This is a genomic window from Desulfobulbaceae bacterium, assembly GCA_013792005.1.
Taxonomy (GTDB): Bacteria; Desulfobacterota; Desulfobulbia; order Desulfobulbales; family VMSU01; genus VMSU01.
Map to the genome: position 1 here is coordinate 38,724 of VMSU01000229.1, position 24,261 is coordinate 62,984.

Here is a 24,261-nt window from a genome sequence, read left to right on the forward strand (position 1 = left end):
CTAATCTTTCTTCGCCGAATCCACCAAGCTGACTCCCACGGCAGCATCAAGCTCGGCTTGAGATCTCAAGATATCGGCCTTTGCTCGTGCCAGTCCAAGTCGAGCAGAAAGCCAGGCATTGGCTGATTCGATAAACTCAGAAAATGATACCCGGCCAGCGGCATACGCCTGACTTGTAGTGTCAAAACCCGCTTGGGCGAGTGTGGTGATTCTCTCCCTATATAATGCCTCCTGACGCCAAGCCTTGTCCATACGATACCACGTTTCCCTAACCCCCAGCAGTGTCGCTGCCCGTTCGGCCTCAACATCCTTGGTTAACACCTGAATCTGCTCTCGTGCCTGACGGAGATAGGCATCATCAGCCGCATACCACGGTGTTTTTGGCAAAACAGCGCCGACTCCAGGCTCTGATGAAACCGGACCAGCTTCTGACTCTTCCATGACAGTCGTATTACCAACCGATGAAATGGCATCCGCCTCAATTAATGATCGATTTGGAGTGAAACCCGGATAAATCATGGTTTCTGCCATCTCAACCATTCGCTCAGTCTTGCCAACCATGGCCTGCTTGGCCTTAATCTCCTGCCGCCGTTCTAGAGCCAATGAATAGAGCGCTTCAAGACCAACAGGGCGAGAGCCCTTGTCTCGAGAGGCAGGACTACCAATCTTTATCCTTTCAGGCAGAGATAAAACGGCACGAATTACCATCTCGACATTGCCATGCTCCTCAATCAAGGAAGTCAGTTCCTCCTTAATCTGTTCCAGTTCAATCCCTACCTTCAACACCGAATCAAACCCAGTGTCTCCCGACTGATAGCGGGTCGATAACGCCTGTTGCTGATTGGCAATAAGACGTAATTGGGAGCGAGTAATCTCCTGAGCATCACGAAGATACAACAACTCGGCATATGCCGTGCGCGCAGCGGTCACCGCATCCCGGCGAGCAATTTCCAACTCTTCCCTAGCCACCCTTGCCTCTTGGCCGACAATCTCACCCTTCAACGCCAAGACACCGGGAAAAGGAAACTTTAGCGTCACAGGATCGGGATTGGTCATTCCTCCCACACCGGTCATGACACTCTTCGTAAGCGCTGCATAGCGTCTGAGAATGGTATCAAGATGTTCGGCCTGACTGTACCCGGCAAGCACCCCCTTGAACTGGCTCTCTCTTGCGCGAACAGCAGGGCTGCGGAGCAAGACCAATGTTTCGAGAGTTTCCAGGGTAAATCCGTCTGCCAAAGCCTTTCCTGCAGCATCGTTATCCTCAACTGCCGTCTGTAACCGTGTCACCATGGAGTGCTCTGGAACGAGAAACACTGATCCTTGATCCGGGTGGTCCATGGAGTTACGCCACCGCTCTTCCTCTTTTCTGAGTTCGGCGCGCTGAGCCTGGAATGCCTCATCACTCAGATCGATGGCTGCAGTTGTTGTCGCCACCCCCTGTGGCTCCATCTGCGAAGCGACAACCGGCGGAGGCTGGTAGCTGTCCAATTCGGTCATCAGAGCACGATAGCCAGCTTGAGCCTCCACGGCAAAGGCTGTCCCAATCATCAAACCGCTGATCACAAGCAATCTCATTGCCCGCCCTCGCTTGGTCCTTCAATGGCGCCGGTCGACGATTCGCGCACTGTCAAGGACAGTCCGGCGAGGCTTTCCAGTCGGGTTAAATATTTACCATAATCGGCCTTGGAGCGAGCCAGCGCCAGTTGAAAATTATACCAGGCGCCCACGGTCTCAAGATAATCGGCAAAACTGCCCTGGCCCTTAGAAAACCAGGTATCAGCCATCTGCATGGACCGGACGGCCTGAGGCAAGAGATCCTGCTGGTAGAGAGTCACCAGCCGCTCGGCATTCTGCAACCGGAAGAAGGTATCTCGAATTTCTGCCCTGGACTCATTAATCTGAAGGCGTTGCTTCGCTCGCATGGTATCGACATCGGCCTGGGCGCCCTCAACCCTGCCGGAATTCTTACCTATCCATATCGGCAACATCAGCCCTGCCTGGACTGCGACCTGTCGGGCCTGATTCAACTCTCCATACGAAAGCCCCAGTTTAAATTGAGGCCATGTCTGATAACGGGCAAGGTCACGCAAGGACTGGGCCTTCTCGACATTAGCGGAAGCAACCTTTATCTCCTCAAGATTCATTTCCGCCAGTTGATAGATCTCTTCTAATGAATAACGGAGAGGATACAAGGGGAGGTCGGCAAGGTCGCCAAAAGGAGCATCAGGATTACGATCGATGATCGCATTAAGACGGGTTTGTTCGGTCCTGGTCAGCTCTTCCAGCAGAAGGACATCATACTGAACCTGGCCTGATTGGGCCTGAGCCTTCATCACATCGACAATTGATGCACGGCTTGAAGCCGCCGCTGTCTCTCCAGCCTTGCGGAGCTGATCGAGCACGTCCCGGTTAGCCATAGCCAGCCGCTGCGCCTCCCGAAGATACAGAAGTTCATGATACGATTCGCGGATTCGAGAGGAGATGTCTCGAACTGCGCTATCCAGCAGCAATCGGGCAATCCCTGCCTCAACAGTTGCCACGTGTCCTGATTTAGTCAACTGGCCGGGCAAAGGCAAGGGCTGGGTCAGAGTAACCTTCCAGTCGTCAGGCTGAGTTTGATCCCCGAAGGTCTCCTCCATGTACATCCCCTCCACCATCAACTCAGGATCGGCAAGGGCGGTTTCAACCCGATACTTCTCTGTGGCAGCTCGCCACTCGAAGCGGGCGGCCACGATCTCAGGACTTCTTTGATAGGCGAAAGAGATTAGGTCCGGCAGAGTGAGACTGGTTGCCAGGCGCTGCTCAAGCTCACCCAACTCGGCACTGGCTGCCATGGAGACTGAGCCCTCTTCAGCCCACGATAGCGGAGTCCAGAGGGTCAACAGCAAGAAAAGAAGACCGATTGACAACCCCTCTATCATAGACACCACAAATCTTTGGATTCTCACCGGCCAGACATTAACCACGTCAATCACTATCCGCGCTGCACCGCACTGCCTGATCCTTAACAGCAGGCAGTGGGCAACTTATCGGGATACCCCAAATATCATCGGCATACTCTCGTATCGTACGATCACTGGAAAACTTACCCATTCGCGCCACATTCAGTATCGCCATCCGGGTCCAGTTTTTCTGATCCTGATAAGCCTGTCCCACCTCATCCTGACAGCGGAGATAGTCTTCGAGGTCAAGCAGATTCAGGTAGGGATCACGATTAATGTCAAGAATATCATCAACAATGGGCAGGAAAAGCTGCTTGTTGCCTTCACTGAAACAACCTCCGCGAACAGCATCAATAATCTGCTTAATATCGTTGTTCTGCTCATAAATCTGATATGGGGTACGTCGGGGAGAGCGTTTTTCCCACTCTACCGCCTCGGCGGTAAGACCGAAGAGAAAGAAATTCTCTGCACCGACTTCTTCACGAATCTCGATATTCGCTCCATCCAGGGTACCAATGGTCAATGCCCCGTTCAGAGAAAATTTCATGTTCCCGGTACCCGAAGCCTCGGTGCCGGCAGTGGAAATCTGCTCCGAAAGATCTGCCGACGGAATGATCTTTTCTGCAAGGGAAACCCCATAATTCGGGATAAAAGCCACCTTGAGCCGATCACCAACCCTGGGATCGTTGTTAATTACCGCTGCCACCGAATTAATAAACTTGATAATCAGCTTGGCCTTCCAATAACTCGGCGCGGCCTTTCCAGCAAAGATGACCGTCCGTGGAGTTAGGGTCGTATCCGGGTCGATAACGATCCTCTGGTAGAGGTTAATGACATGGAGAATATTCAAGAGCTGACGTTTATACTCATGGATACGCTTCACCTGGACGTCAAATAATGAATTAGGATTGACAACCAAACCGCATTCACTCTTGATGACCTTGGCTAATCGCATTTTGTTGTGGAATTTAGCCTGCTGAAATTTTTTCTGGAAGACTGCATTGTCAGCGAATGGTTCGAGACGGCGTAGCTGATCAAGGTCAGTAATCCATCCATCTCCGATTGTCTCGGTAATCAAAGTCGATAGGCCAACGTTACACTTAAGCAACCAGCGACGTGGCGTTATCCCGTTAGTCTTATTGTTGATTCGATCAGGATAAAACTCATCAAAATCCTTAAACAACCTAGTCCGCAAGAGGTGGGTGTGCAGGGCGGCGACACCGTTCACCGAATGGCTGCCAACAATGGCAAGATTGGCCATCCTCACTCGTTTAGGCGGACCCTCATCGATCAAGGACATTGACCGCAGTTTAGAGTCATTCCCCGGATAACGTTGCTTGACCTGATCAAGAAATCGTTGATTGATCTCATAGATGATCTCCATATGCCGGGGCAAGATCCTGCCAAGCATTTCAACAGACCAGGTCTCCAAGGCCTCCGGCATCAAGGTATGGTTGGTGTAGGCAAAAGTCTTTACCGTGATATCCCAGGCCTTTTCCCAACCCAGACCGTATTCGTCAAGCAGGAGTCGCATCAACTCGGGGATGGCAATAGCGGGATGGGTGTCATTGAGCTGAACGACAACCAGATCGGGAAATCGATTAAACTCCTTGTTATGCTTGGTGTAACGGCGGAAAATATCCTGAAAGGTGGCTGCCACAAAGAAATACTGCTGTTTCAAACGCAGTTCCCGACCGGCGCTGGCCTCATCAGGAGGATAGAGCAGTTTGGAGATGGTCTCGGAGGTGACCTTATGCTCTACAGCTCCGATATAATCGCCTCGCCCAAAGAATGACAAGTCAAGTTCACGGGAGGCCTTGGCCCGCCAGAGACGCATATTGATGACATTATCATTACGATACCCTGGAATCAGGACATCACAGGCAGTGGCCATTACCATTTCGGTATCGACCCACTCCGAACGGAACCGCCCTTTGTCGTCGACTGTAGTATTAACTTTACCGTAAAAATTGACAGGGTGCAGGGGGAGACTGCGCTCAAATTGCCAAGGAGAACCAAAACGCATCCAATTATCCGGGCTTTCCATTTGAAAGCCATCGATAATCTTCTGGTGAAACAATCCGAACTCGTAATTAATTCCGTAACCGTAGGCCGGGATATTCATGGTGGCAACCGAGTCCATAAAGCAGGCAGCCAGACGACCCAACCCGCCATTGCCAAGCGCGGCATCCTCTTCCTCTTCCCGTATTTCGTCAAGATCATACCCCATCTCGCGGCAGACCTCTTCGACCTTCTCATCAAATCCCATATTGATCAGGCTATTCCCCAAAGAACGCCCGATCAAAAACTCAAGGGAGAGGTAATAAACCCTTTTCTGATTCTTGACGTAATAGCTCTTCTGGGTGCCAATCCACTTTTCCATCATGAAGTCACGGATAGTATAGGCCATGGCCTTGTAGGTATCAAAGGCGCCAGTTCGGTCGGGATCCCGGCCCTGAAAACTGATCAGATGATTCAAGATGGTTTTTTTTATGCCAGGAACATCCTTGGGGTTGAACAGAGAAGTAAATGGGTCTTCATTTTTGACCGGGAGAGATTTCTTCATAAAGGCACCTTGAAAAGAGTAGAGATCTTTGCGGTCTTCACACCATTAAATCAGCAGACACCTTAGCTCTGCACAAATAAATGGCGAAATCCGATAAACATTATCAGTCTGCCACAACCAAATCATTTAGGTCAAGAGAAATAGAGGGATAACTCATCTCCGTTACAGAGATTTTTCTTCCTGACAGCAATAATCACGCACCCAATCCAAGGCCTCGGCCCGAGTCATCTCCGGGGTAACAACCCGTACTTCAAGAAGCCCGTCGAGAATCCTTTTAAAAACAGGGCCAGGTGTAAGGTTGAACTCTTGAATCAGATCATCCCCCGTCAACAGCGGGGCAGCGATTAAAGGCTTGATCTGTCCTTGGTAGGCGGAAAAGACTGTGTCAAAAAGCGCCGCCACCCCTTCTTCCATCCCCATCGGCTTACCAGGCCCCTGACCGGCCAGACTGTCGGCCATGACCAATATAAAGAGTCCAACAAGATCGTCACCGGCAGCCTTGCCGAGTTTGAGGATGGCCTTAGGCGTGACGCCTGTCCGTATCTGGGCGTTCTGAAGATGAAAAGGCCACATGTGCTGCTTTATCATCTGACCAATTCGCCGAGTATCTTCATTACTCAGCCGAAGACGGCGAGCGATATTTAAAAACAACCCAACTCCCACCTCGTCGTGATTATAAAAGGTAATCCTACCCTCTTTATCGTCAGAGGTGATCGTCTTGCCAAGGTCATGAAAAAGGGCGGCATAGTAGAGACGAATTTTCTGCCGTGGCTCTTGCAGATAAAGCATCATTTCATCGGTTAAACTGTGGAAGAAATTTTCAGGAGAGCGGACAATTAACTCTATCTGCCGGAGTGTCTCCAGGCTGTGACCAAAGACATCTAGGTGGTGACTTGATGGTTGCTCCAAACCGATAGCGGATTGAAGCTCAGGCAAAATATGAAACAGGAGTCCGGTCTCGGCCATGCCGGAGATGGACTGATAGGCCAAATTACTAGTCAAGAGCAGATCGAACTCAGCCGCAATCCGTTCGCCGCTAACCTGACGGATCAAATGGGCCTGCCGGATAACCGCTTCGCTCGTATCCTGATCGACGCACCAGTTCAACGCCGCCTGAAATCGATAGGCCCGTATCATCCGCAGAGGATCGGCACTGAAGGCTTGCGGGTAGGCCTGTCGAATCAGTTTGCCGTCAATATCAGCGAGACCATCAAGAGGATCAATAATCCGCCCATTGTCGGCAAATGTCTGACTATTACAGTCAAAAGCCACTGCCAGCGCGTTAACGCTGAAATCACGAAGGGAGAGATCGGCCTCAATAGAGGTGGTTCCTTCTCGAAACTGACTGACATCAAGATTAAACGCGCCTCGCACCACCCTGGCCACTCCTTCTGCTGTAGACAGAGGAACAAAGGCCGCTCCCAGGAACGCTGCCAGTTCACGGGCATAATCCAAGGCACCAGAGGCAATAGTCAAATCCAAGTCCGCCGGGACACGACCAAGTACCCAGTCTCGCACCGCACCACCACTGAAATACACCGGAAGTGCCCGGCGACGCCCGACAACAGCTACGGCACGAACAATATCAGTCGGCAGTGCGGCAAGAGCAGTACCGGGCAAGAACCGAATCTTTACTTGACTTTCCTCCTGAGAAAATGACATAGTCTTCATGTAACAGCTACTCAGGTTAACGGTTATCAGTTATCGGTTTACGGTTACGATAAGTCATGATGTCAGTGAGTACTCAGCCAGAGGCAGGATCACTCACCCTCAACTGTCAACTACAAACCGACAACCTGAGTACACTTCCTTCACCCTTCAGGCTAATCCCCACGCTGTCTGCAAACCAAATGAAATCACTTCCTATCCAACGCGTCCCTATTTCCCTGATCGACCGCAACGATCACACCTTCAGCCTCATGCCCTTTGATGACCCGCCCAGCAAGGAACTAACCAAGCACATCGTCCACAGCGGCATTCTTCACCCCCCGATTCTTAAACAAACCGAATCAGGGAACTTCCTGATCGTCTCGGGAAGGAAACGGCTCAGGATCATCGGTGATCTGCTCAAGCTTGCCGCCTGCGACTGCCTGATTGTGCCGGTTGAATTTGATCCTCTTGCCACCCTGGCCCTGGCCCTGAACGAAACTCTTCTCAGCGGACCTGTCAACCCGCTAACCAAAGCAGTTTTTTTCAGCAAGGCTATAGCCCTCTGCCCACCAGAAGAAGCGGCTCGACGCTTTCTGCCCCTTTTCGGCCTTGCCCCGCACCCATACCACCTCCAGCAAATTGTGGGAATCGCCACCCTTGAGCAACCCCTGGCCTTGGCGCTCCATCAGGGCAGACTCGAGGAAAAAACCGCCATAGCCATGACCGGACTCTCCTTCCGCGACAGATTCGCCATTTTTGACTTGATCGACACTCTGCACCTCAGTGTCAGCAGCCAACGTAAACTCATCATCATCTGCCAGGATCTGGCAAAACGTCATGACACCTCAATCCACGACATCCTGGCAGCTCAAGAGTTGAGAGAAATTATCGACCACCCGGAAGCCAACGCGCCACAAAAAACTACGCAGGCAATGCAATATCTCACCAGAAAGCATGCCCCGAACTTGGCAGCGGCAGAAAAGGAGTTTTCACAATTGACCAAACGATTGAACCTGCCAAAAGGAGCTAGTCTCAGCCATTCACCATCCTATGAAAAAGACGAACTCACTCTCAGTCTGACTTTTGCAAACCAAGAGGCGCTATTGGCGGCCTGGCCAGCTCTTTTAGAATCATTAATTATGAAATATAAATAAAAAAAATCGCTTTGACTTCTATCATTTCTACTTTAGCTTTATTAAGCTTGCGGGTAAGCGGATGATAAAAGTGGCTCCTTGACCAAGCGCCCCCCGTGCCACAATCTCTCCACCATGGCGGGCCACGATTTTTTGGCAGGTCGTGAGCCCCATGCCGGTTCCCTCATATTCCCGCCGACTGTGCAGCCGTTCCAGCGGCTTAAAGATCCGCTCGGCATCACGGGGATCAAAACCAATACCGTTGTCCTGAATCAGGATCTCGTAAAAATCCTCATCATCAGCCACCCCACCCCTAAGCACCACCCTAGGCGAGGCGCCAGGCTTGCTATATTTCAGGGCATTGGCAATAATGTTTTGAAACAATTGGCGCATCTGTACCCGGTCCCCGCCCATTCTTCCCAGATCTCCAATCTCAATCAAGGCTTTACTTTCCATAATCCGCCCCTCAAGATCCTGGAGGACCTCTCGTACTAAATCATTGAGATCGATCTCTTCATAGGACTGGCCTCCGGACGTCACTTGAGACAATGACAAAAAGCCATCAACCAGCTGGCGCATATGTTCCGCTGCGGCTTTAATACGCGACAGATACTCCTTCCCCTTTTCATTGAAACAGTGAGCGTACTTATTGCCCAAGCGCTCAGTGAAAGCCCCGATCAGCATCAACGGCTCCTTTAATTCATGGGATGCCACATGGGCAAATTGATCAAGTTCCTGATTTGATGCAGAAAGCCGGGCCGTCAACTCCACCAGGGCCTGCTCAGTATGGCGGCGGACCTTAATCTCCTGTTTTAGTTTTTGGTTGACGCTCAGCAACTCGGAGGTCCGCTCGTCGACCAATTCCGCCAGACGGAAATGATGGCGCTCCAACTCGGCCTCCGCCATCTTCAAGGCCGTAATGTCTGATGAGATGCCATTGGCATACCAACGACCATTCTTAAATTCCACATAGTTGGCCCGTTCATGAATCCAGACCCAGTTCCCATCCTCCCTCAGAAAACGATATTTCACATCATACAACCCAATCTCATCGCCTCCCTCCTCTGTTGCGTCATCTAATTGCGAGCAAAACGAACGGCGTAGTGCCACACCATCAGGTAAAGAGGCATCAAAAAATCGATAATAGGCATGGCGAACCAGATCGCTGTCATTAGGATGAATGGCTCTCCGGCGGATCGAAGGGTCACCCTGCAGGGTTTCGGCGGAATAGCCATAAATACGAAACGAATTAGGGCTGACATAGACGAAATCCCCATCCTGATCAGCACGCCAGGTAACATCCGGCATGGTTTCAATCAAACACCGGTAGTGCCGATCGCGCTCGCATAATGCCCGTTCAGCCTCTAACCTAGCTGTAATATCCTGAATAATAACAATCCCGCCCACTGCCTCGCGATTAATATCACCAAGAAAAGTACCAGTGACAATTATACTGCGCGACTCTCCCTGAATCGTAATATCAACCTCAAGATCAACCCCTCCACCCTTGCCATGCAGCACCTCGTGAAGGTCACAGGCTAAGCGAAACTCGTCTCCTAAGACCTGATAGCAGTCTTCACCGATATGGTCTCTGCCAGTAACCATGAAGAATCGATCAAAGGCCTTGTTGGTTTCGAGCAGGTGAAGGTCCTGATCCACAATAAAAGCGGGCTCAGCCATTCTCTTGAAGATGGAAGAATATCGACGGCGCTCTTGCAAGACATAACGATTCGCCTCTCGCAGCTTGCGATGAAAAAACACTGTTTCCAGACGAACTGACTCAACCACAACTCCGCGCAGGAAATGCTCGTGATAGGAATCATAAACCGCTGACGATACCCCAGTTGCCGAAAGGTCATCGTCTTGGCTAGAGTGCCCCAGCAGAGTGGGAACCTGGCAGGCAATAGTAATGGCGTGACCGCAATCAAGCCCCACCCCCCGGACCAAACGGGCAAAATAACGGCCCGTATTCAGAGCCGACAACTTCAGCGCTTGGGGCAACATTGGGTGATTGTGGCAAAGAGCAATGTCTTTGACTAAGGAAGAAAGCAGAGAAACAAATAGATTAGCGGGAGGATCGCAGGCAGGGCCTACCTCCTTACGAACTCTGCCGACAAGTTCCTTGCTGACTGCAGCAAGCCTGGCAGAGGAGAGGGGAATGGATCGTTTTGAGTCAGGACAAGTCATCACTCTCCTTGACAATCAGCACCGGCTACAATCCTTTTGGACTCAGGAAATTCTAATACATCTGGATCGAGCGTAGGCTTACGCGCCCCCTAAATGACCGGGACATATACAACTGTAACAATAAGTTGACTACTCAGGTTAACGGTAATCAGTTATCGGTTTGCGGTTAAAAGAATGTAAACGTTCACAGGACACCCCGTCTGCTTTGTTAGCGGCCTGCTCATGTGCAACTAGCACACTTCGCAGACCGCTTTCGCGCATCTGGGGCACCCGGTAAACGTTTACAGTCCGGTGAAATCCGCACGTTCAACGCTTCTGGTGAACGATTACCAATCATACATCACGTAGATACATGATGTCAGTGCGTACTCCGCCATTGGTAGGGTTCGTTAACCGTCAACTGTCAACCGTAAACTGATACCTTAAACAATTACTGTTCATAACAAAACGCTCAAAACTGCCCTACCATAATCACACAGCTCCTGATGGTCCGGTACTCCCATAATCCTTCCGTTGTCGTTCCTTCAACAGGATACGAAGCGAGGTGGAGTCCAGACCCAGCTCCGAGCGGAACTGGTTGACCAGAAAGCGGTAATACGAAAAATGCACCCCTTTCGGGTAATTGACATAGACGGCAAAGGTCGGTGGCCGTGTCGCAACCTGAGTAGTATAATAGAACTTCAATCGTCGCCCCTGATGCAAGGCCGGGGGATGGGCTTCAACCGCCTTCTGTAGCACACGGTTCAAACGACCGGTCGTTACCTTGGTCGAGAACTGCTTGTAAATGGTATCAATCAGGCCAAAAATCTTCATCACGCCTTGACCCGTCAGGGCCGACAGGGTAACGGTTGGCGCATAACCAATAAAACGGGTGGCCATCTCAATTTCAGTACGCAGATTTTTTTGCCGCTTCGGGTCGTTTTTCAACATATCCCATTTATTAAGGACTACGAGGCAGGCCCTGCCCCGTTCAACGGAATAGCCAATGACCTTGGTATCCTGCTCAGTGATACCTTCTTCGGCATCGATCAGGATCAAAACGATATCGCAGTCCTCCATTGAGCGCAAGGCCCGCATCACCGAGAACTTCTCGATCTTGGCCGAAACCTTGCCCTTGCGCCTGATCCCGGCAGTATCGATCAGGAGGTATTGTTGCCCATGACGCTCAAGGAGAGTATCCACAGAATCCCGGGTCGTGCCGGGAACGTCGGATACCACCATCCGTTCTTCGCCGAGCAGACGGTTAACCAAGGAGGATTTACCAACGTTGGGCCGACCGATAAAGGCAAGTCGGATAGCGTCCGGCTTTAATTCATCTGGTTCCGGAACTGGCTCCTCAATCCAACTCACCATTTCGGTGAGGAAATCATTTAAACCATAGCCATGAGCGGCAGAAACCGGCCAGAGATGCGGAACTCCCAGGGAATAAAAAGACGAAAGCCGGTCATTCTCCTGAGAATAATCGTCAATCTTATTGACCACAAAGAACAGAGGCTTCTCAGTTTTACGCAACTGAGCCGTCAACTCGTAGTCATCAGGAGTCAGTCCCTCTTTTCCATCCATAATCAGGACGATGATATCAGCGTCTGCTATTGCCTGCCAGCTCTGTTCGCGGATCAGGGCGGAAATTTTGACTTCAGAAGCATCATGGCCCGAGGCAGCAGGATCAAACTCAATGCCGCCGGTATCAACCAAAATAAACATCTTACCATCAAAGACTACCCGCTCAAAATGACGGTCTCTCGTTACCCCAGGCGCCGAATCAATAATCGCTTTATTCTGCCGAGCTAAGCGATTAAAAAGTGACGATTTCCCAACATTTGGTCGTCCCACCAAAGCTACAATGTGCAATTTATTGTTCATAATACGCCATATTATCGTTTTGCCTCTCAGCGACTATCCGGCTGACAAGATCCAGAAGTACTGGATAATCGCCTGCCAGAGTCCCGGCCAGCAGCACAAACAGACGACGCAGGGCAGGATCAATGTAATTTCTAAAAAATGCCTTGCCCCGTTCCTGGGTTAAAAAGGCATAAGCGCCAAGGACCTGCAGATTACGCTGCAGGGCCACTTGATGATAGTCATCCATAAAACGTATGGGGTCAAGAGAAATGTGCGAACCAGCCCGGTGCAGATAGAGTTCGATCAACTCCTGTTTTGTCTCATCGTCAAGGAGGACGTAGGGATCGTTCAACAGAGAAGCCAGATCATAAGCCAAGGGACCGAAGCGTGCCCCCTGATAATCAATGATACGAATCTTCCCATTAACAACCATAAGGTTTCGCGACTGGTAATCACGATGAATGATCCCATTGTACGGACACTGGCTGATTCGCTCGGCCAAGAGAGCAAACTCCTGGTCAAGACCATCAGGCAACAGATTCATCCCCATAAACTTACGACAAAATTCACGGGAAAAATAATTCGACTCACGGGTAATCATCAGCTCACGGTCATAGAAGACACTATCCCAGCACCACTCCGACTGAAATCCTTCTCGCGACAAGCATTGGAAATCCGCCAGGGCCACGACCGCCTGCTGAAAAAAATCAAAAATATCCGCATCACCGTCATGAAAAGCATGAAAAAGCAGCCGATCACCCAAATCTTCAAACAGGATAGCGCCACTCTCCTGGTCATAGGTGAAAATCCTTGGCACCGGGACCCCTACATGAGCAAGATGAGTGCCGATCATATAAGCGGCATGAGCTTCGGCCCGCGCCCGAACCAGAGTCGGAGAAGAAAAGGCAGCAAGATAGGAGGCGTTTCCACAGATAATCCGGTAGAACGGCCGATCAGAACCATCTCCGGCAAGAGGTGCATAAGTCTCTGGTTCCGAATCTATTCCAGCTTGACGAAGCAAGGTGTCGATTATAGCGCGATATTTCTGATCCATTATCCTGGGAAGGGCCGCAACTTTTCGTTCCGCACACTGTCGGTCAATCGTATCATTAAAAGCTCTATGTCCTACGCCGTCACTAGGCAGTCCGTGAGACTCGAACCCGGGGCGATAACTGCGCCATCCCAAACCACCACCCTGGCAAGACTCGCTCCGTCGCCTATAATGACCCTGTCTCCAATATATCCCCAGTCCTCAAGTTTCACACCCTGCCCGATATCGACATTCTCTCCCAGCATAAAAGATGGGAGATGATCGTTCAAGAGGAACTGGTGAAGCCCTAGATAATCGTTCAAAGTACCAATATCTTGCCAAAAATGACCAGTGACTGTCATGGCTTTGATCATCCCGCCGGCCTGGAGATGCTCCTGATATCGGTCGATAATTGAATAAAAACACGAGAGAGGAATGTCATCGAGCACAATGGGATCAACAACATGAATACCGGTAAAAGCAAGGCGATGTGCTGCAGCACCACTCTCTACTGTTAACGGACCATTGGCAAACCCCAAAACTTGGCCATTTCTTACCGCAACTTTATTGAATCGGGGGTGATCCTGCATGACCATGGTAATTGGACATCTGTTCTGACCGTGCCGAACCATGACCGCCTCATAGTCAATATCGTGATAGATATCAGCGTTGGTAATCAACACCGGCTCATTGTCAAAGTGATTACGGGCCATCCTTAAGCCCCCACCGGTACCCAGCTCGATAAGCTCACGTTGAAGAATGATATCCGGCTGATCCGCCAGAATGGCCATAAGCTGATCGGCCAGATGAAAAGCGTTAACAATGATTGGCCCGAAGCCTGCAGAACGCAGTTGGCCAATAATACGAAGGATCAGCGGCTGCCCCAGGACAGGGAAAAGAGGTTTAGGCCGGAGCAAGGAATAGGGCCTTAACCGTGTCCCCAATCCGGCGGCCAAGACCATGGCCTTCATGAGAACTCCAGAGTCGGCCCCTCGGCGCCTTCGACTAACCCGACAATGACGATTCCAGCCTTATTGGCCTTCATCAGGACCTCGTCACGGTCAAAGAGCAAGGACTGGCCAGCTTCAACCGCCAGCACCGCGGCCTGCGCTTCAATCATACTGTCAATGGTCTTTGGGCCGGTGGCAGGCAGATCGAACCGGAAGTCCTGATCCGGTTTTTTCATTTTAACCACCACCGCCTTGCCGCGACCCAAAGCCCCGCCCCGTTTAATGGCGGCATCTGTGCCCTCAATGGCTTCAACAGCCAACACCGTGCTGTCACGCACCACAACGCACTGGCCGATATCAAGTCGCCCGATCTCTCTGCCGACCCGCCAACCGAAACGGATATCGTCCATCTGAGCAGATGAAGGCTTTTTTTTAGTCAAAATTCCGCACGGGAAGAGTAACTCTCTGAGATACAAGGTAGACTCGACGACCCGAATCCCCTCCTCCTCCAGCGCCGTGGCAATAGCTCGAAGGATAGAGTCATCATGTTTGATATCAATTTTATTCCAGAGGGTCAGTCCTTTCAAGTCCGGCATGACATCTGAAAAAATTCGAGTTTTGGTGATCGTACCCAAAAAGGCGGCCTCACTTACTCCGTGAGTCTTGAAAAATTTAATAATCTTCCCGAGTTGACCAAGCTTGACCCAACAAAAGATATCGGCGATGACTTCAAGTGCGGAATCGGTCTCATTACGATGACCAACTACAACAACTTCTCGCCCTCTCGCTTTAGCGGCCTGAGCAAAAAGCAGCGGGAACTGGCCCCCACCGGCGATGATTCCTATCCGATCACTCGGCATCAAACTTGCGCACCACACCAAAACGGTTAGGCGCCTTCATAAAGGTAACCAGCTCAACCACCAACCGGCACTCAGAGAACTCGGCCAAAACTATGTCCAGGGCCTCGCTCAGCACCAACTCGGTTCGAAAAATCGAGACAAAAGCTTTGGCTAAGGCGGCAATATCCTCGGCAGCATAACCGCTGCGCCGTAAACCAATTTTATTGATTCCAGTAATTCGCAGATAATCACGAATACCAGAAGCAATAACAAAGGGAGGAACATCCTTACTGATCCCTGACATACCGCCAATATAAGAATGAGCCCCAACCCGGCTGAACTGGTGAATTGCCACCATCCCGCCGAGATTGACATGATCACCGACTGAAACATGACCGCCCAATGTCCCGCCATTCGCCATAATAACATGGTTTCCAACTATGCAGTCATGGGCAATATGGCAATAGGCCATGATCATATTGCTATTACCTACAGTGGTTACTCCCCGGCCAGTGACTGTCCCCCGATGAATGGAGACGTACTCGCGGATCTGATTATCATCACCAATAACAAGTTCTGTCTCTTCACCATTGTACTTTAAGTCCTGCGGCGGCGCTCCGATACTGGCGAAAGAGTGAATACTATTTCGCTTACCAATGGTAGCGGAGCCTGAGATGACTGCGTGAGCGCCTACTTCCGTACCGTCTCCGATAACTACGCCCTTTTCAATAATGGCATATGGACCAACGGTTACCGAAGCGCCCAATTCTGCGCCTGGATCAACAATTGCGGATGGATGAATAGTCATAATAGTAGAAAAATCTGTGCCAGTATGAGAGCTTTTTTCAAGCTCGATCGTAGCAATAAAGGACAATAGAAAAGTTAACCCCATCAAATGAAAAAGGATAAAAAGCACAAAGTCTCATCCATTCAACTCTTCATGGGACTAACAGCACAAAAAATCACCGGTGGTCTTCCTACACGCACCGCCGGCACTACTTTTGGTTCAGCCGAATGTTGCCATGAGTATCGCCTCAGCCACCAGTTTTCCATCCACAAAAGCCTTCCCTTCCATATTCCACAAGCTCAGCTTCCGCTTGATGGTCCTGACCTCAAAGATCAATTGGTCACCCGGGCTTACCTTTTGACGGAAACGGACTTTATCAAGACCGGCAAAATAGACAAGTTTGGTGCCGACATAATCCTTCATGGTCGTATAGGCCAAAATCGCCGCACTCTGAGCCATTCCCTCCAGGATCAAAACCCCCGGCATTACGGGCAGCACCGGAAAATGCCCCTGAAAGAACGGTTCATTGATGGTGACGTTCTTTAGTGATTTAATCTTCTCCCCAGTGACCACTTCCAACACCCGATCGACCATCACAAAAGGATAGCGATGCGGCAACAATCTCAAAATTTCTACAATATCAAAAGATTCAATCTCTGAAGTCATATCTTCTCCTATTCGATAATCCACGCTGGCAACTGACCAAGAAGGACAGCCTCTGCCAACCGGCAACTGGTCGTTGTCAACCTGAGTCGTCACCTATTTTTCCATCAGATCAGCAACCTGCTTCTTTAAAGCACGGACGTCCCTTACCAAGTCCGGCAGCTTGGTCATCAAAGACGAGATGCGCAACCAAAGGGGATGGGCAATGGCAGGAAATCCAGATACAACCGACTTTTCCGGGATGTCGGCATGAATACCGGCCCTGGCGGCAGCCATCACCCGATCACCAATCCGAACATGGCCAGCGACACCCGCCTGTCCTCCCAGGACTACACCAGTGCCCAGGATACTTGACCCGGAAATCCCAACCTGAGAAACTAAAATAGAATCCTCACCAACAACGACATTGTGCGCCACCTGGACCAGATTATCAATTTTAGCTCCGCGCTTGACCCAAGTCCTGCCAAAAGTCGCACGGTCAATAGAAACATTGGAACCGATTTCGACATCGTCATCAATCTGCACGATTCCTACCTGAGGGCGCTTGACATGGCGCCCCAGATGATCGGTAGCATAACCAAAACCGTCACTGCCAATCACTGTCCCGGCATGGATCATAACCCGGCAGCCGATAAGGGTACCATCACCAACCGTCACATTGGGCTTCAAGGTCGTATCATTACCGATTACCACGTCATCGCCAATCACAACACCAGGTCCGATGGTCACCCGTTCCCCTAAGACGACACGAGCACCGATCACCACCATCGGCCCCACGGAAACTACCCGAGAGAGACGGCAATCGTTACCGATAACAGCCTTGGGATCAATCCCCGTAGCCTCAAAGGGGCGTGATAGAAAAAGTGTGTGGATCCTGGCAATGGCCAGATATGGGTCCTTTACCTGAATGACGGGCAAAGGATAGGCAGTTGTGGAGAGAGGAACCACTGCTGCTGTGGCCTTGCTGGCAGCGAGAAGATCACGTTTTTTTTCGTGACTCAGGAAAGTAATCTCTCCACTTCGGGCCGATTCCAGATCCGCAACACCCGCTACCGTTATCGTGCCATCCCCATAAAGCATTCCGCCGACTAACTCGACTAATTCCGCTAGGGTCTTCATTTTTTAAGCTCCCCCCAGTCAAAAACACAATGTCTTTCGTACCTGCTCAGGTTGTCGGTTTACGGTTGACAGTTGACGGTGAATAGTTCCTACCAATAGTTGAGCACACTCTGACCCTGAGTATCATGCGATGATTTATGACTAACCATGATTCTCTTAACCGTAAACCGATAACTGATTACCGTTACCCTGTGTCGTTACTATCTCTCTTTCATAATCACATGACACATCTTTCAAATTCGCTGGCTTTTACCATAAAAGACGACACTGCAGAACAAAAAAAAATCGGACAGACCGGTAATCCGAATCTGTCCGATTGCGGCATCAATAAAAAAAGCTGCCACAGTGTCCTAAATTAGGTCAACAGTTGATCACTCGTCACTGTTAAGTCGGGCGCGCAACAGTCCGGAGGGTTTAAAGGTAACTACCCGACGGGCATCTAACATTAAAGCGTCCCCAGTCTGGGGGTTCCGCCCTCGACGGGCTTTTTTTTCTTTAACATTGAACTTGCCAAAACCGCTCAGCAGCAAATCCTGACCATTCTCCATGCACCGTTTTGAAAGACGTAAAAAAACTTCCACCACATCGGTGGCTTGCGCCTTACTTAAGTCATGGGTTTCGTATACCTTATGCACCAAATCAGCCTTTGTGAGTGTCATGTCTCAATTACCTCCATCAAATAAGTGTATGTCTACCAAATGAATATCTTATTGAACTGTCCAGCAGTGCCACATCTGCGTTGTTATCGGCCTGCTCATGTGCGAAAAGCACACATCGCAAGCCGATGCCTAGCATCTGCGGCACTGCTGAACAGTTACGGTTCTGGGCTTCGGCACCTTTCTGGGTCAGAAGGTGAATAGTTACATCTTATTTTAAATTTTTAATACTCGCTCGACCGGCATAACGACCTGCAGCGCCTAGGGTTTCCTCGATACGCAACAACTGGTTGTACTTAGCGACCCGATCAGTCCGTGACAGCGAGCCAGTCTTGATCTGACCGGTATTCAGCGCAACGCTGAGATCGGCAATGGTGGCATCCTCCGTCTCTCCAGAGCGATGAGAGATCACGGCGGTATACCCGGCACGGTGGGCCATTTCTACCGCATCCAATGTTTCGGTCACCGAACCGATCTGGTTCAGTTTAATCAGTATGGAGTTGGCCACTCCCTTCTCAATCCCCTCCTTGAGGATCTTGGTATTGGTCACAAAGACATCGTCACCAACCAATTGAATCTTGCGACCTAATCGATCAGTCAGTTTCTTCCACCCTTTCCAGTCCGACTCGTCCAGGCCATCCTCAATGGAGACCAAAGGATACTTATCAACCCAAGACTCAAAAAAAGCGATCATTTCGTCAGAGGTTTTCACAGAATCCTTTTCCGCAGCCAAAACATACTTTTTCTTCTTGGCATCATACAGTTCGCTGGCTGCCACGTCGAGTGCAATCGTAATGTCCTTGCCAGGTTTATAGCCCGCCTTAACAATCGCCTCCAGAAGCGATTCCATGGCCTCTTCATTGGAACGCAGGTTAGGGGCGAAACCACCCTCGTCGCCAACTGCGGTTTGATGCCCCGCCTTCTTCAACACCGCCTTTAAGCAATGGAATGTCTCCACCCCCATCCACAGACCTTCCGAAAAGGACTTGGCCCCTACCGGCATGATCATAAATTCCTGAATATCGACATTGTTGTCTGCATGAGAACCGCCATTAAGGACATTCATCATCGGTACCGGCAAGGTCTTGGCATTAACTCCGCCGAGATAAGCATAGAGTGGCAAAACAAGTTCATCTGCAGAGGCCCGGGCGACGGCCATGGATACCCCAAGAATGGCGTTGGCTCCAAGTTTTTGTTTATTCTCTGTACCATCCAAACTGATCATTGCCTGATCGATCAGGACCTGTTGCGTAGATTCAAATCCTACAATCTCAGGACCAATGAGCTTATTAACATTATCAACCGCCTGCAGGACACCTTTTCCCCCCAGTCGCTTCCGTTTGGTGTCCCGAAGCTCAAGCGCCTCCCTGGTTCCCGTTGAAGCGCCAGAGGGGACAATTGCCCGGCCCATTGTGCCGCTGTCGAGATAGACCTCAACTTCAACAGTTGGATTTCCACGGGAATCCAACACCTCTCGTCCCAAAACACCGACAATCTCACCCATAGCTCCTCCTCAATAATAAAATCAGATCAACCGCCGACTGCTCCAGCCATAGAGAAGATCGGCAGATACATGGCAACAACCAAGCCACCGATCATCCCACCCAAAACAACCATCATCAGAGGCTCAATCGCGGCAGTAAGATTCTCAACTGCCTGATCCACCTCATCATCATAAAAATCGGCAATTTTCTCCAACATGACATCAAGAGCACCGGTAGACTCACCAACATTGATCATCTGCACCACCATGCTGGGAAAAACTGCAGTTTCCTCCAACGGTTCAGCAAGAGGACGCCCCTCCTTGATGGCATCAGTCACCCGAAAAACCGCCGTCTCAATCACCTTATTGCCAGCAGTCTTGGCAACCACATTCAACGCTTCCAGAATTGGCACACCACTGGCCATCATAGTACTGAGAGTTCGGGTAAATTTAGCAACCGCCACCCGTCGCATCAATGGTCCGATAATAGGAAACACCAAAAGCAACCTATCAATCTGCATCTTCCCTTTTTCGGTCTTGTTAATCTTTTTCACCGACCAAATAACAGCAAAAAATCCTCCGATCATGAAATGAAAATTACCTTTGGCAAATTCGCTCATATCGACAACCATCTGGGTTGGTACAGGCAGGGCCGAATTAAAGTCCGCAAACATCTTTTGAAAGACCGGCACCACGAAGATCAGCATCACCGCCATTACCACAAAGGAGATGCACAAGCAGATAACAGGATAGGTCATAGCCCCCTTCACTTTCTTGACCAGGGCCATATTCTTTTCCATATAGGCGGCCAAACGAGACAAAATAGTGTCCAGGATACCACCGACCTCTCCGGCATCGATCATATTACAATAGAGATTATCAAACACATCCGGATGTTTTTTCATTGCCTCAGCAATGGTACTACCACTCTCTACGTCTGTTCTCACCGCCAGCAAGACCTTTTTAAAGGTGACGTTTTCCTGTTGTTTGGTCAAAATTTCTAGACTCTGAACCAACGGCAATCCAGCATCAATCATGGTTGAAAGCTGACGGGTAAATATTACGACATCTTTACCCGTAACTTTGGGCTGCAAAAAGGAAAGTTCTGCAAAAAGATCCTTGGGAGCCTCCTTGACCATAGAAGGCGTAATCCGCATCTTCTTAAGTAACGACTGAGCTGAGGCAAGGTTAACGGCCTCAATCTTGCCTTTCCGTTTTTCACCGTAGGAGTTAATTCCCTTGTATACAAAGTATGGCACTAACTCTCTCCAATGCTCAATAAATTAAGTAATCACACCGGGCAGTTCGCTATTTCAGACGCCTCGAGTGTATCGTATTTTTGTGTAAAAACAAGATTAAGGAATATATATTTTTTTATTGACGCATCTTGGCATGTTGTCTATATAGATAGGTTCTTTTTTTGCACATCGAAGAAAAATATCGCTGATTCAGACAAAAATTGAATAACGTAAGAGTATTACACCCCTTAGCTTAGCACAACAATACAAAATTTCCCTACTATTTTATTCAAGGAGACTATTCATATGGCTATAGCAAATACCCAAATTTACACCACTGGCATATTTAACCCAATTATCGAAAAATGTGACGGCTGTGATCGTGTTATTGAGGTTGAAACCCAGAAATACTGCAAGACCTATTCAGCGCCTTCTGCAAAATGGAAGCTGGGGATTTGTAATTTCGCCTCTCACGTCAAGCCTGAGTTCCTGGCTTCCAATGTTAAGGTTAACCCTATCAAGGCTTCCAAACGGGCAATGGGAAAGAAAAAATAGTTTCACTTCACAAGCAGTGGAAGGACAAAAAAAAGGGCGCTGAAATTCAGCGCCCTTTTTTTTGTCCTTCCACTGCTTGCGGATATAACTGAGCCAAAATCTTTTCATCAATCAAAATTTCCTGAAACCGTTTATAGGCGCTAACAAAATGAACAGGAGTAGTGTTATCAGCGATCATTTTTCTGGCAGCCCGTTCCAGGAGATGGTCACCGCACTCATTTACCGCTTGAAATACTCTATCGAGCAAAAGTAACCCTTTCTTCTCATAGGGGGGAGGCGCTTTTTGCAATACAAGAATTGCATCCTCCACAGAAAGTTTACAAATTAATGCAAGTAAATCCGGGATATCATAGATCTCAGCACAACGAATCATTAATACCTTAATCTCTCTACCTAATCCTGCAAAAATCTTATACAGACCATCATCTCCATCCATCTCGTTTCGGCTTGCATGTCCAGACAACAACAAATGGAGATAAGGCGCCATCTCGGCATCAGTAAGCACACCCCGCCGAAACTGCAGAACTAACCACTCCACCTGACTCTCCGGACTATGAGCCACAAACGGCAAAGCCTCGGACATCACTTTTTTAATAAAACTCATGATTGTCATTAAAGCTGGTTACCCTAGGTAATTTTCTGTTAAACAAAATATCTGCAAATAATTTCATTTGACCCTGACGCTGAAGACCGATAGTATTTTCTTGTAACATCAGGTATCTTTAACACATTCGAAATGTTATGCTCCTCACAGTAAAATACGATACAAAAATATACTTCCATGAAAAAAACTCCCCGATCAATCCCCACCAAGCGACACTTCCCGACACTCACCATCCTGGCGATCATAGTTGGCGCTATCATCTTGCTCTTACTCAAGAACTCTTACTTCGACAACAAAAAAACCATCGTTAATACCCCAGAGCAGACTTCGACCACCACCACGAGTCTCCCTCCCGTGCTACCGCAATCTTTGGCGTCAGACCTCCCTAACCCTCCTCTGGCAGAACCTCTTCCACCGTCACCAGAGATAGAAATTACTCCGAAAATCACCGTGTGCCAAGATGCCTCGGCAACGCTACAGACACTATTTAAACACCTTGAGCAGCAACAGTATATCAAAGCCTATGTAGAAAATGAACCAGTGGATGCGGAACTTTACCGTATTATTGCTAAGATTCTTAACACCCCCCCTACAAATTCCAATGAAACAGCCGATCTCCTTTCGGTAATCAGAAACAGCTCCCACTTATTCCGTGTGCTTGGCCGCAAAGATCTTTCTTTCCTAAAAGACATTATTACTAATGAGCATCCTTCTATCGAACAACACTTCGCGTCACTGTACGCATGGTCAACAATGGATAAGACCTGCCGGGACTCATCTGCAATTAAACTTGAGTTCCCCCTGACAAAAACTTATGAATATGCGGCATTTTTCCTTAATACTCTCGGTGGCCAATCGTATCTCTCAAGAAGAGACTCCACCATTCGCACTCTTACTAAATACTACTGTGTATTAATTGTCGATCAAGCTGCCAGCCAATCAATAAACACCTACAACATCAACCTTGCCTATCATCTTGATTCAGTCATTAACGATTTGAAAAACAGTACATTCCTCGAAAACCAAAACACATACCTGACCACTCTCGAACATATCAAGAAAACATTATACAGCAAACGAAAGCTATAGTTATGGCCAATTACACCAACCTCTAACAAATCAAAAAAAACGTAACTGCTCAGCTTCCCAACCGGGATGCCGCCGGTATTTATTATGAAAGATACAAATCGTCAGAAAAATGTATCGATTTCATTTAGATATAGATATCGACAAATGATTTGTAACTTAGAAGGTTATTGGTTTATGGTTGACAGTTGACGGCGATTGGGTCCTGCCAATGGCTGAGGACACACTGACATTGAGTATCATGCGATGATTTATAACTAACCATGATTCTTTTAACCGTAAACCGATAACTGATTACCGTTAACCTGTGTAGTTAAAAAAACAAACTATTCTCCTGAAAATTCCCCATCCAAGATACGACTTTGTATCATTCAAACCAAGAAACTCCATCTTCATAACTAGCACTTCTTGACCCTTCTTATTTATCGCAGGTTGGGTTAATCCCACATCCGACATCAACGCTATCTCTGCACAGAGAGGCTAATTTAGCATAGCCCAACCGGACCAATGACTGACGGAAAACGCACAGCCCATGGTGCTTGCGAAATCCCCCCTCACCCAGTGCCAGCCCCCCACATTTGAGCATTACCACCCATACCCTAAGTTGCAAAACCCAAGAAGAAAATAATTAATTTTTTTCTTTTCCCCGTAAAGCTCTCTAACACTGGGCATTCGCAATTGGTCTTAACACTTACTACTACATTGAAGGCATAAATATTGCCTAATAAAACAAATTTTAACAAAACCCATAACACAAAATATTCTTCCTCAATCACTCAAGTGCAAAATGCCACGACAAAAACTCTGGCTATTTGCTCAAAATGCTGAACGAGACCGCCATGAAAAAGCTCTTTGCAACCACAGTTATCTTGTTATCCATCCTCAGCGGTCTTGCTCAGGCCTCTGTCACAGACGCCCCGCACAACGA

Annotated in this window: 19 protein-coding genes; 3 read left to right on the forward strand and 16 right to left on the reverse strand. The window is 49.1% G+C overall.

Going from position 1 to position 24,261, the window contains the following annotated elements; translation table 11 throughout:
* The 4 genes from FP815_14840 to FP815_14855 all read right to left on the reverse strand — a co-directional run bounded on the left by FP815_14840 (nucleotide 1) and on the right by FP815_14855 (nucleotide 7,182).
* Nucleotides 1–1,578 (reverse strand): TolC family protein, encoded by a 1,578-nt coding sequence (locus FP815_14840; GenBank protein MBA3016205.1) that lies wholly within the window; start codon nucleotides 1,576–1,578, stop codon nucleotides 1–3.
* Complete coding sequence (locus FP815_14845; GenBank protein MBA3016206.1) at nucleotides 1,575–2,930, reverse strand: TolC family protein; 1,356 nt, start codon at nucleotides 2,928–2,930, stop codon at nucleotides 1,575–1,577. Before FP815_14845 ends, FP815_14840 begins: the two co-directional genes overlap by 4 nt.
* Nucleotides 2,931–2,970: 40 nt before the next feature.
* Entirely contained in the window at nucleotides 2,971–5,511 is a 2,541-nt protein-coding gene (locus tag FP815_14850; protein MBA3016207.1) for a glycogen/starch/alpha-glucan phosphorylase, read from the reverse strand.
* Between the two features lie 162 nt (nucleotides 5,512–5,673).
* Nucleotides 5,674–7,182 (reverse strand): HD domain-containing protein, encoded by a 1,509-nt coding sequence (locus FP815_14855; GenBank protein MBA3016208.1) that lies wholly within the window; start codon nucleotides 7,180–7,182, stop codon nucleotides 5,674–5,676.
* Between the two features lie 56 nt (nucleotides 7,183–7,238).
* Here FP815_14855 and FP815_14860 point away from each other — a divergent pair, with 56 nt between their 5' ends.
* Complete coding sequence (locus FP815_14860; GenBank protein ID MBA3016209.1) at nucleotides 7,239–8,315, forward strand: hypothetical protein; 1,077 nt, start codon at nucleotides 7,239–7,241, stop codon at nucleotides 8,313–8,315.
* A gap of 27 nt (nucleotides 8,316–8,342) precedes the next feature.
* Here FP815_14860 and FP815_14865 read toward each other — a convergent pair whose 3' ends face one another.
* The 11 genes from FP815_14865 to FP815_14915 form a co-directional block, all read right to left on the reverse strand.
* Nucleotides 8,343–10,481 carry a PAS domain S-box protein gene (locus FP815_14865; GenBank protein MBA3016210.1) on the reverse strand — a complete coding sequence of 713 codons (2,139 nt, stop codon included), beginning with the start codon at nucleotides 10,479–10,481 and terminating at the stop codon, nucleotides 8,343–8,345.
* A gap of 471 nt (nucleotides 10,482–10,952) precedes the next feature.
* Nucleotides 10,953–12,344, reverse strand: coding sequence for a ribosome biogenesis GTPase Der (locus tag FP815_14870; protein MBA3016211.1), 1,392 nt, complete (start codon nucleotides 12,342–12,344; stop codon nucleotides 10,953–10,955).
* On the reverse strand, nucleotides 12,334–13,377 hold the full coding sequence (locus FP815_14875) for a phosphotransferase (protein ID MBA3016212.1): 1,044 nt from the start codon (nucleotides 13,375–13,377) through the stop codon (nucleotides 12,334–12,336). The genes FP815_14870 and FP815_14875 overlap by 11 nt, the downstream gene beginning before the upstream one ends.
* A 71-nt stretch (nucleotides 13,378–13,448) precedes the next feature.
* A complete protein-coding gene (locus tag FP815_14880) occupies nucleotides 13,449–14,324 on the reverse strand; it encodes an NDP-sugar synthase (GenBank protein ID MBA3016213.1) in 876 nt (291 codons plus the stop codon).
* Nucleotides 14,321–15,163 carry an LpxI family protein gene (locus FP815_14885; protein ID MBA3016214.1) on the reverse strand — a complete coding sequence of 281 codons (843 nt, stop codon included), beginning with the start codon at nucleotides 15,161–15,163 and terminating at the stop codon, nucleotides 14,321–14,323. Before FP815_14885 ends, FP815_14880 begins: the two co-directional genes overlap by 4 nt.
* Nucleotides 15,153–15,950 carry an acyl-ACP--UDP-N-acetylglucosamine O-acyltransferase gene (gene lpxA / locus FP815_14890; protein MBA3016215.1) on the reverse strand — a complete coding sequence of 266 codons (798 nt, stop codon included), beginning with the start codon at nucleotides 15,948–15,950 and terminating at the stop codon, nucleotides 15,153–15,155. Before lpxA ends, FP815_14885 begins: the two co-directional genes overlap by 11 nt.
* 198 nt (nucleotides 15,951–16,148) lie before the next feature.
* On the reverse strand, nucleotides 16,149–16,595 hold the full coding sequence (gene fabZ, locus FP815_14895; protein MBA3016216.1) for a 3-hydroxyacyl-ACP dehydratase FabZ: 447 nt from the start codon (nucleotides 16,593–16,595) through the stop codon (nucleotides 16,149–16,151).
* Between the two features lie 93 nt (nucleotides 16,596–16,688).
* Entirely contained in the window at nucleotides 16,689–17,711 is a 1,023-nt protein-coding gene (gene lpxD, locus FP815_14900; protein MBA3016217.1) for a UDP-3-O-(3-hydroxymyristoyl)glucosamine N-acyltransferase, read from the reverse strand.
* Nucleotides 17,712–18,082: 371 nt separating this feature from the next.
* Nucleotides 18,083–18,370 (reverse strand): integration host factor subunit alpha, encoded by a 288-nt coding sequence (locus FP815_14905; protein ID MBA3016218.1) that lies wholly within the window; start codon nucleotides 18,368–18,370, stop codon nucleotides 18,083–18,085.
* A 208-nt stretch (nucleotides 18,371–18,578) separates the two neighbouring features.
* On the reverse strand, nucleotides 18,579–19,871 hold the full coding sequence (locus tag FP815_14910) for a phosphopyruvate hydratase (protein ID MBA3016219.1): 1,293 nt from the start codon (nucleotides 19,869–19,871) through the stop codon (nucleotides 18,579–18,581).
* Between the two features lie 26 nt (nucleotides 19,872–19,897).
* A complete protein-coding gene (locus FP815_14915; GenBank protein MBA3016220.1) occupies nucleotides 19,898–21,109 on the reverse strand; it encodes a type II secretion system F family protein in 1,212 nt (403 codons plus the stop codon).
* Between the two features lie 285 nt (nucleotides 21,110–21,394).
* On the opposite strand from FP815_14915, the gene FP815_14920 reads away from it, so the two are divergent.
* Nucleotides 21,395–21,643, forward strand: coding sequence for a hypothetical protein (locus FP815_14920; protein ID MBA3016221.1), 249 nt, complete (start codon nucleotides 21,395–21,397; stop codon nucleotides 21,641–21,643).
* Nucleotides 21,644–21,689: 46 nt separating this feature from the next.
* On the opposite strand, the gene FP815_14925 is transcribed toward FP815_14920, so the two are convergent.
* Nucleotides 21,690–22,247 (reverse strand): hypothetical protein, encoded by a 558-nt coding sequence (locus FP815_14925; protein MBA3016222.1) that lies wholly within the window; start codon nucleotides 22,245–22,247, stop codon nucleotides 21,690–21,692.
* 177 nt (nucleotides 22,248–22,424) lie between these two features.
* Here FP815_14925 and FP815_14930 point away from each other — a divergent pair, with 177 nt between their 5' ends.
* Nucleotides 22,425–23,336, forward strand: a complete 912-nt coding sequence (locus FP815_14930; protein MBA3016223.1) for a hypothetical protein — start codon at nucleotides 22,425–22,427, stop codon at nucleotides 23,334–23,336.
* The last annotated feature ends 925 nt before the right edge of the window (nucleotides 23,337–24,261 follow it).

What these genes read in the sequence shown, in the direction of transcription:
- FP815_14840 (MBA3016205.1), bottom strand. Translation starts at nt 1,578, where the DNA reads ATGAGATTGCTTGTGATCAGCGGTTTGATGATTGGGACAGCCTTTGCC.
- FP815_14850 (MBA3016207.1), bottom strand. Translation starts at nt 5,511, where the DNA reads ATGAAGAAATCTCTCCCGGTCAAAAATGAAGACCCATTTACTTCTCTG.
- FP815_14855 (MBA3016208.1), bottom strand. Translation starts at nt 7,182, where the DNA reads ATGAAGACTATGTCATTTTCTCAGGAGGAAAGTCAAGTAAAGATTCGG.
- FP815_14860 (MBA3016209.1), top strand. Translation starts at nt 7,239, where the DNA reads ATGATGTCAGTGAGTACTCAGCCAGAGGCAGGATCACTCACCCTCAAC.
- FP815_14865 (MBA3016210.1), bottom strand. Translation starts at nt 10,481, where the DNA reads ATGACTTGTCCTGACTCAAAACGATCCATTCCCCTCTCCTCTGCCAGG.
- FP815_14870 (MBA3016211.1), bottom strand. Translation starts at nt 12,344, where the DNA reads ATGAACAATAAATTGCACATTGTAGCTTTGGTGGGACGACCAAATGTT.
- FP815_14875 (MBA3016212.1), bottom strand. Translation starts at nt 13,377, where the DNA reads ATGGATCAGAAATATCGCGCTATAATCGACACCTTGCTTCGTCAAGCT.
- FP815_14880 (MBA3016213.1), bottom strand. Translation starts at nt 14,324, where the DNA reads ATGAAGGCCATGGTCTTGGCCGCCGGATTGGGGACACGGTTAAGGCCC.
- FP815_14885 (MBA3016214.1), bottom strand. Translation starts at nt 15,163, where the DNA reads ATGCCGAGTGATCGGATAGGAATCATCGCCGGTGGGGGCCAGTTCCCG.
- lpxA (MBA3016215.1), bottom strand. Translation starts at nt 15,950, where the DNA reads ATGACTATTCATCCATCCGCAATTGTTGATCCAGGCGCAGAATTGGGC.
- fabZ (MBA3016216.1), bottom strand. Translation starts at nt 16,595, where the DNA reads ATGACTTCAGAGATTGAATCTTTTGATATTGTAGAAATTTTGAGATTG.
- lpxD (MBA3016217.1), bottom strand. Translation starts at nt 17,711, where the DNA reads ATGAAGACCCTAGCGGAATTAGTCGAGTTAGTCGGCGGAATGCTTTAT.
- FP815_14905 (MBA3016218.1), bottom strand. Translation starts at nt 18,370, where the DNA reads ATGACACTCACAAAGGCTGATTTGGTGCATAAGGTATACGAAACCCAT.
- FP815_14910 (MBA3016219.1), bottom strand. Translation starts at nt 19,871, where the DNA reads ATGGGTGAGATTGTCGGTGTTTTGGGACGAGAGGTGTTGGATTCCCGT.
- FP815_14920 (MBA3016221.1), top strand. Translation starts at nt 21,395, where the DNA reads ATGGCTATAGCAAATACCCAAATTTACACCACTGGCATATTTAACCCA.
- FP815_14925 (MBA3016222.1), bottom strand. Translation starts at nt 22,247, where the DNA reads ATGAGTTTTATTAAAAAAGTGATGTCCGAGGCTTTGCCGTTTGTGGCT.
- FP815_14930 (MBA3016223.1), top strand. Translation starts at nt 22,425, where the DNA reads ATGAAAAAAACTCCCCGATCAATCCCCACCAAGCGACACTTCCCGACA.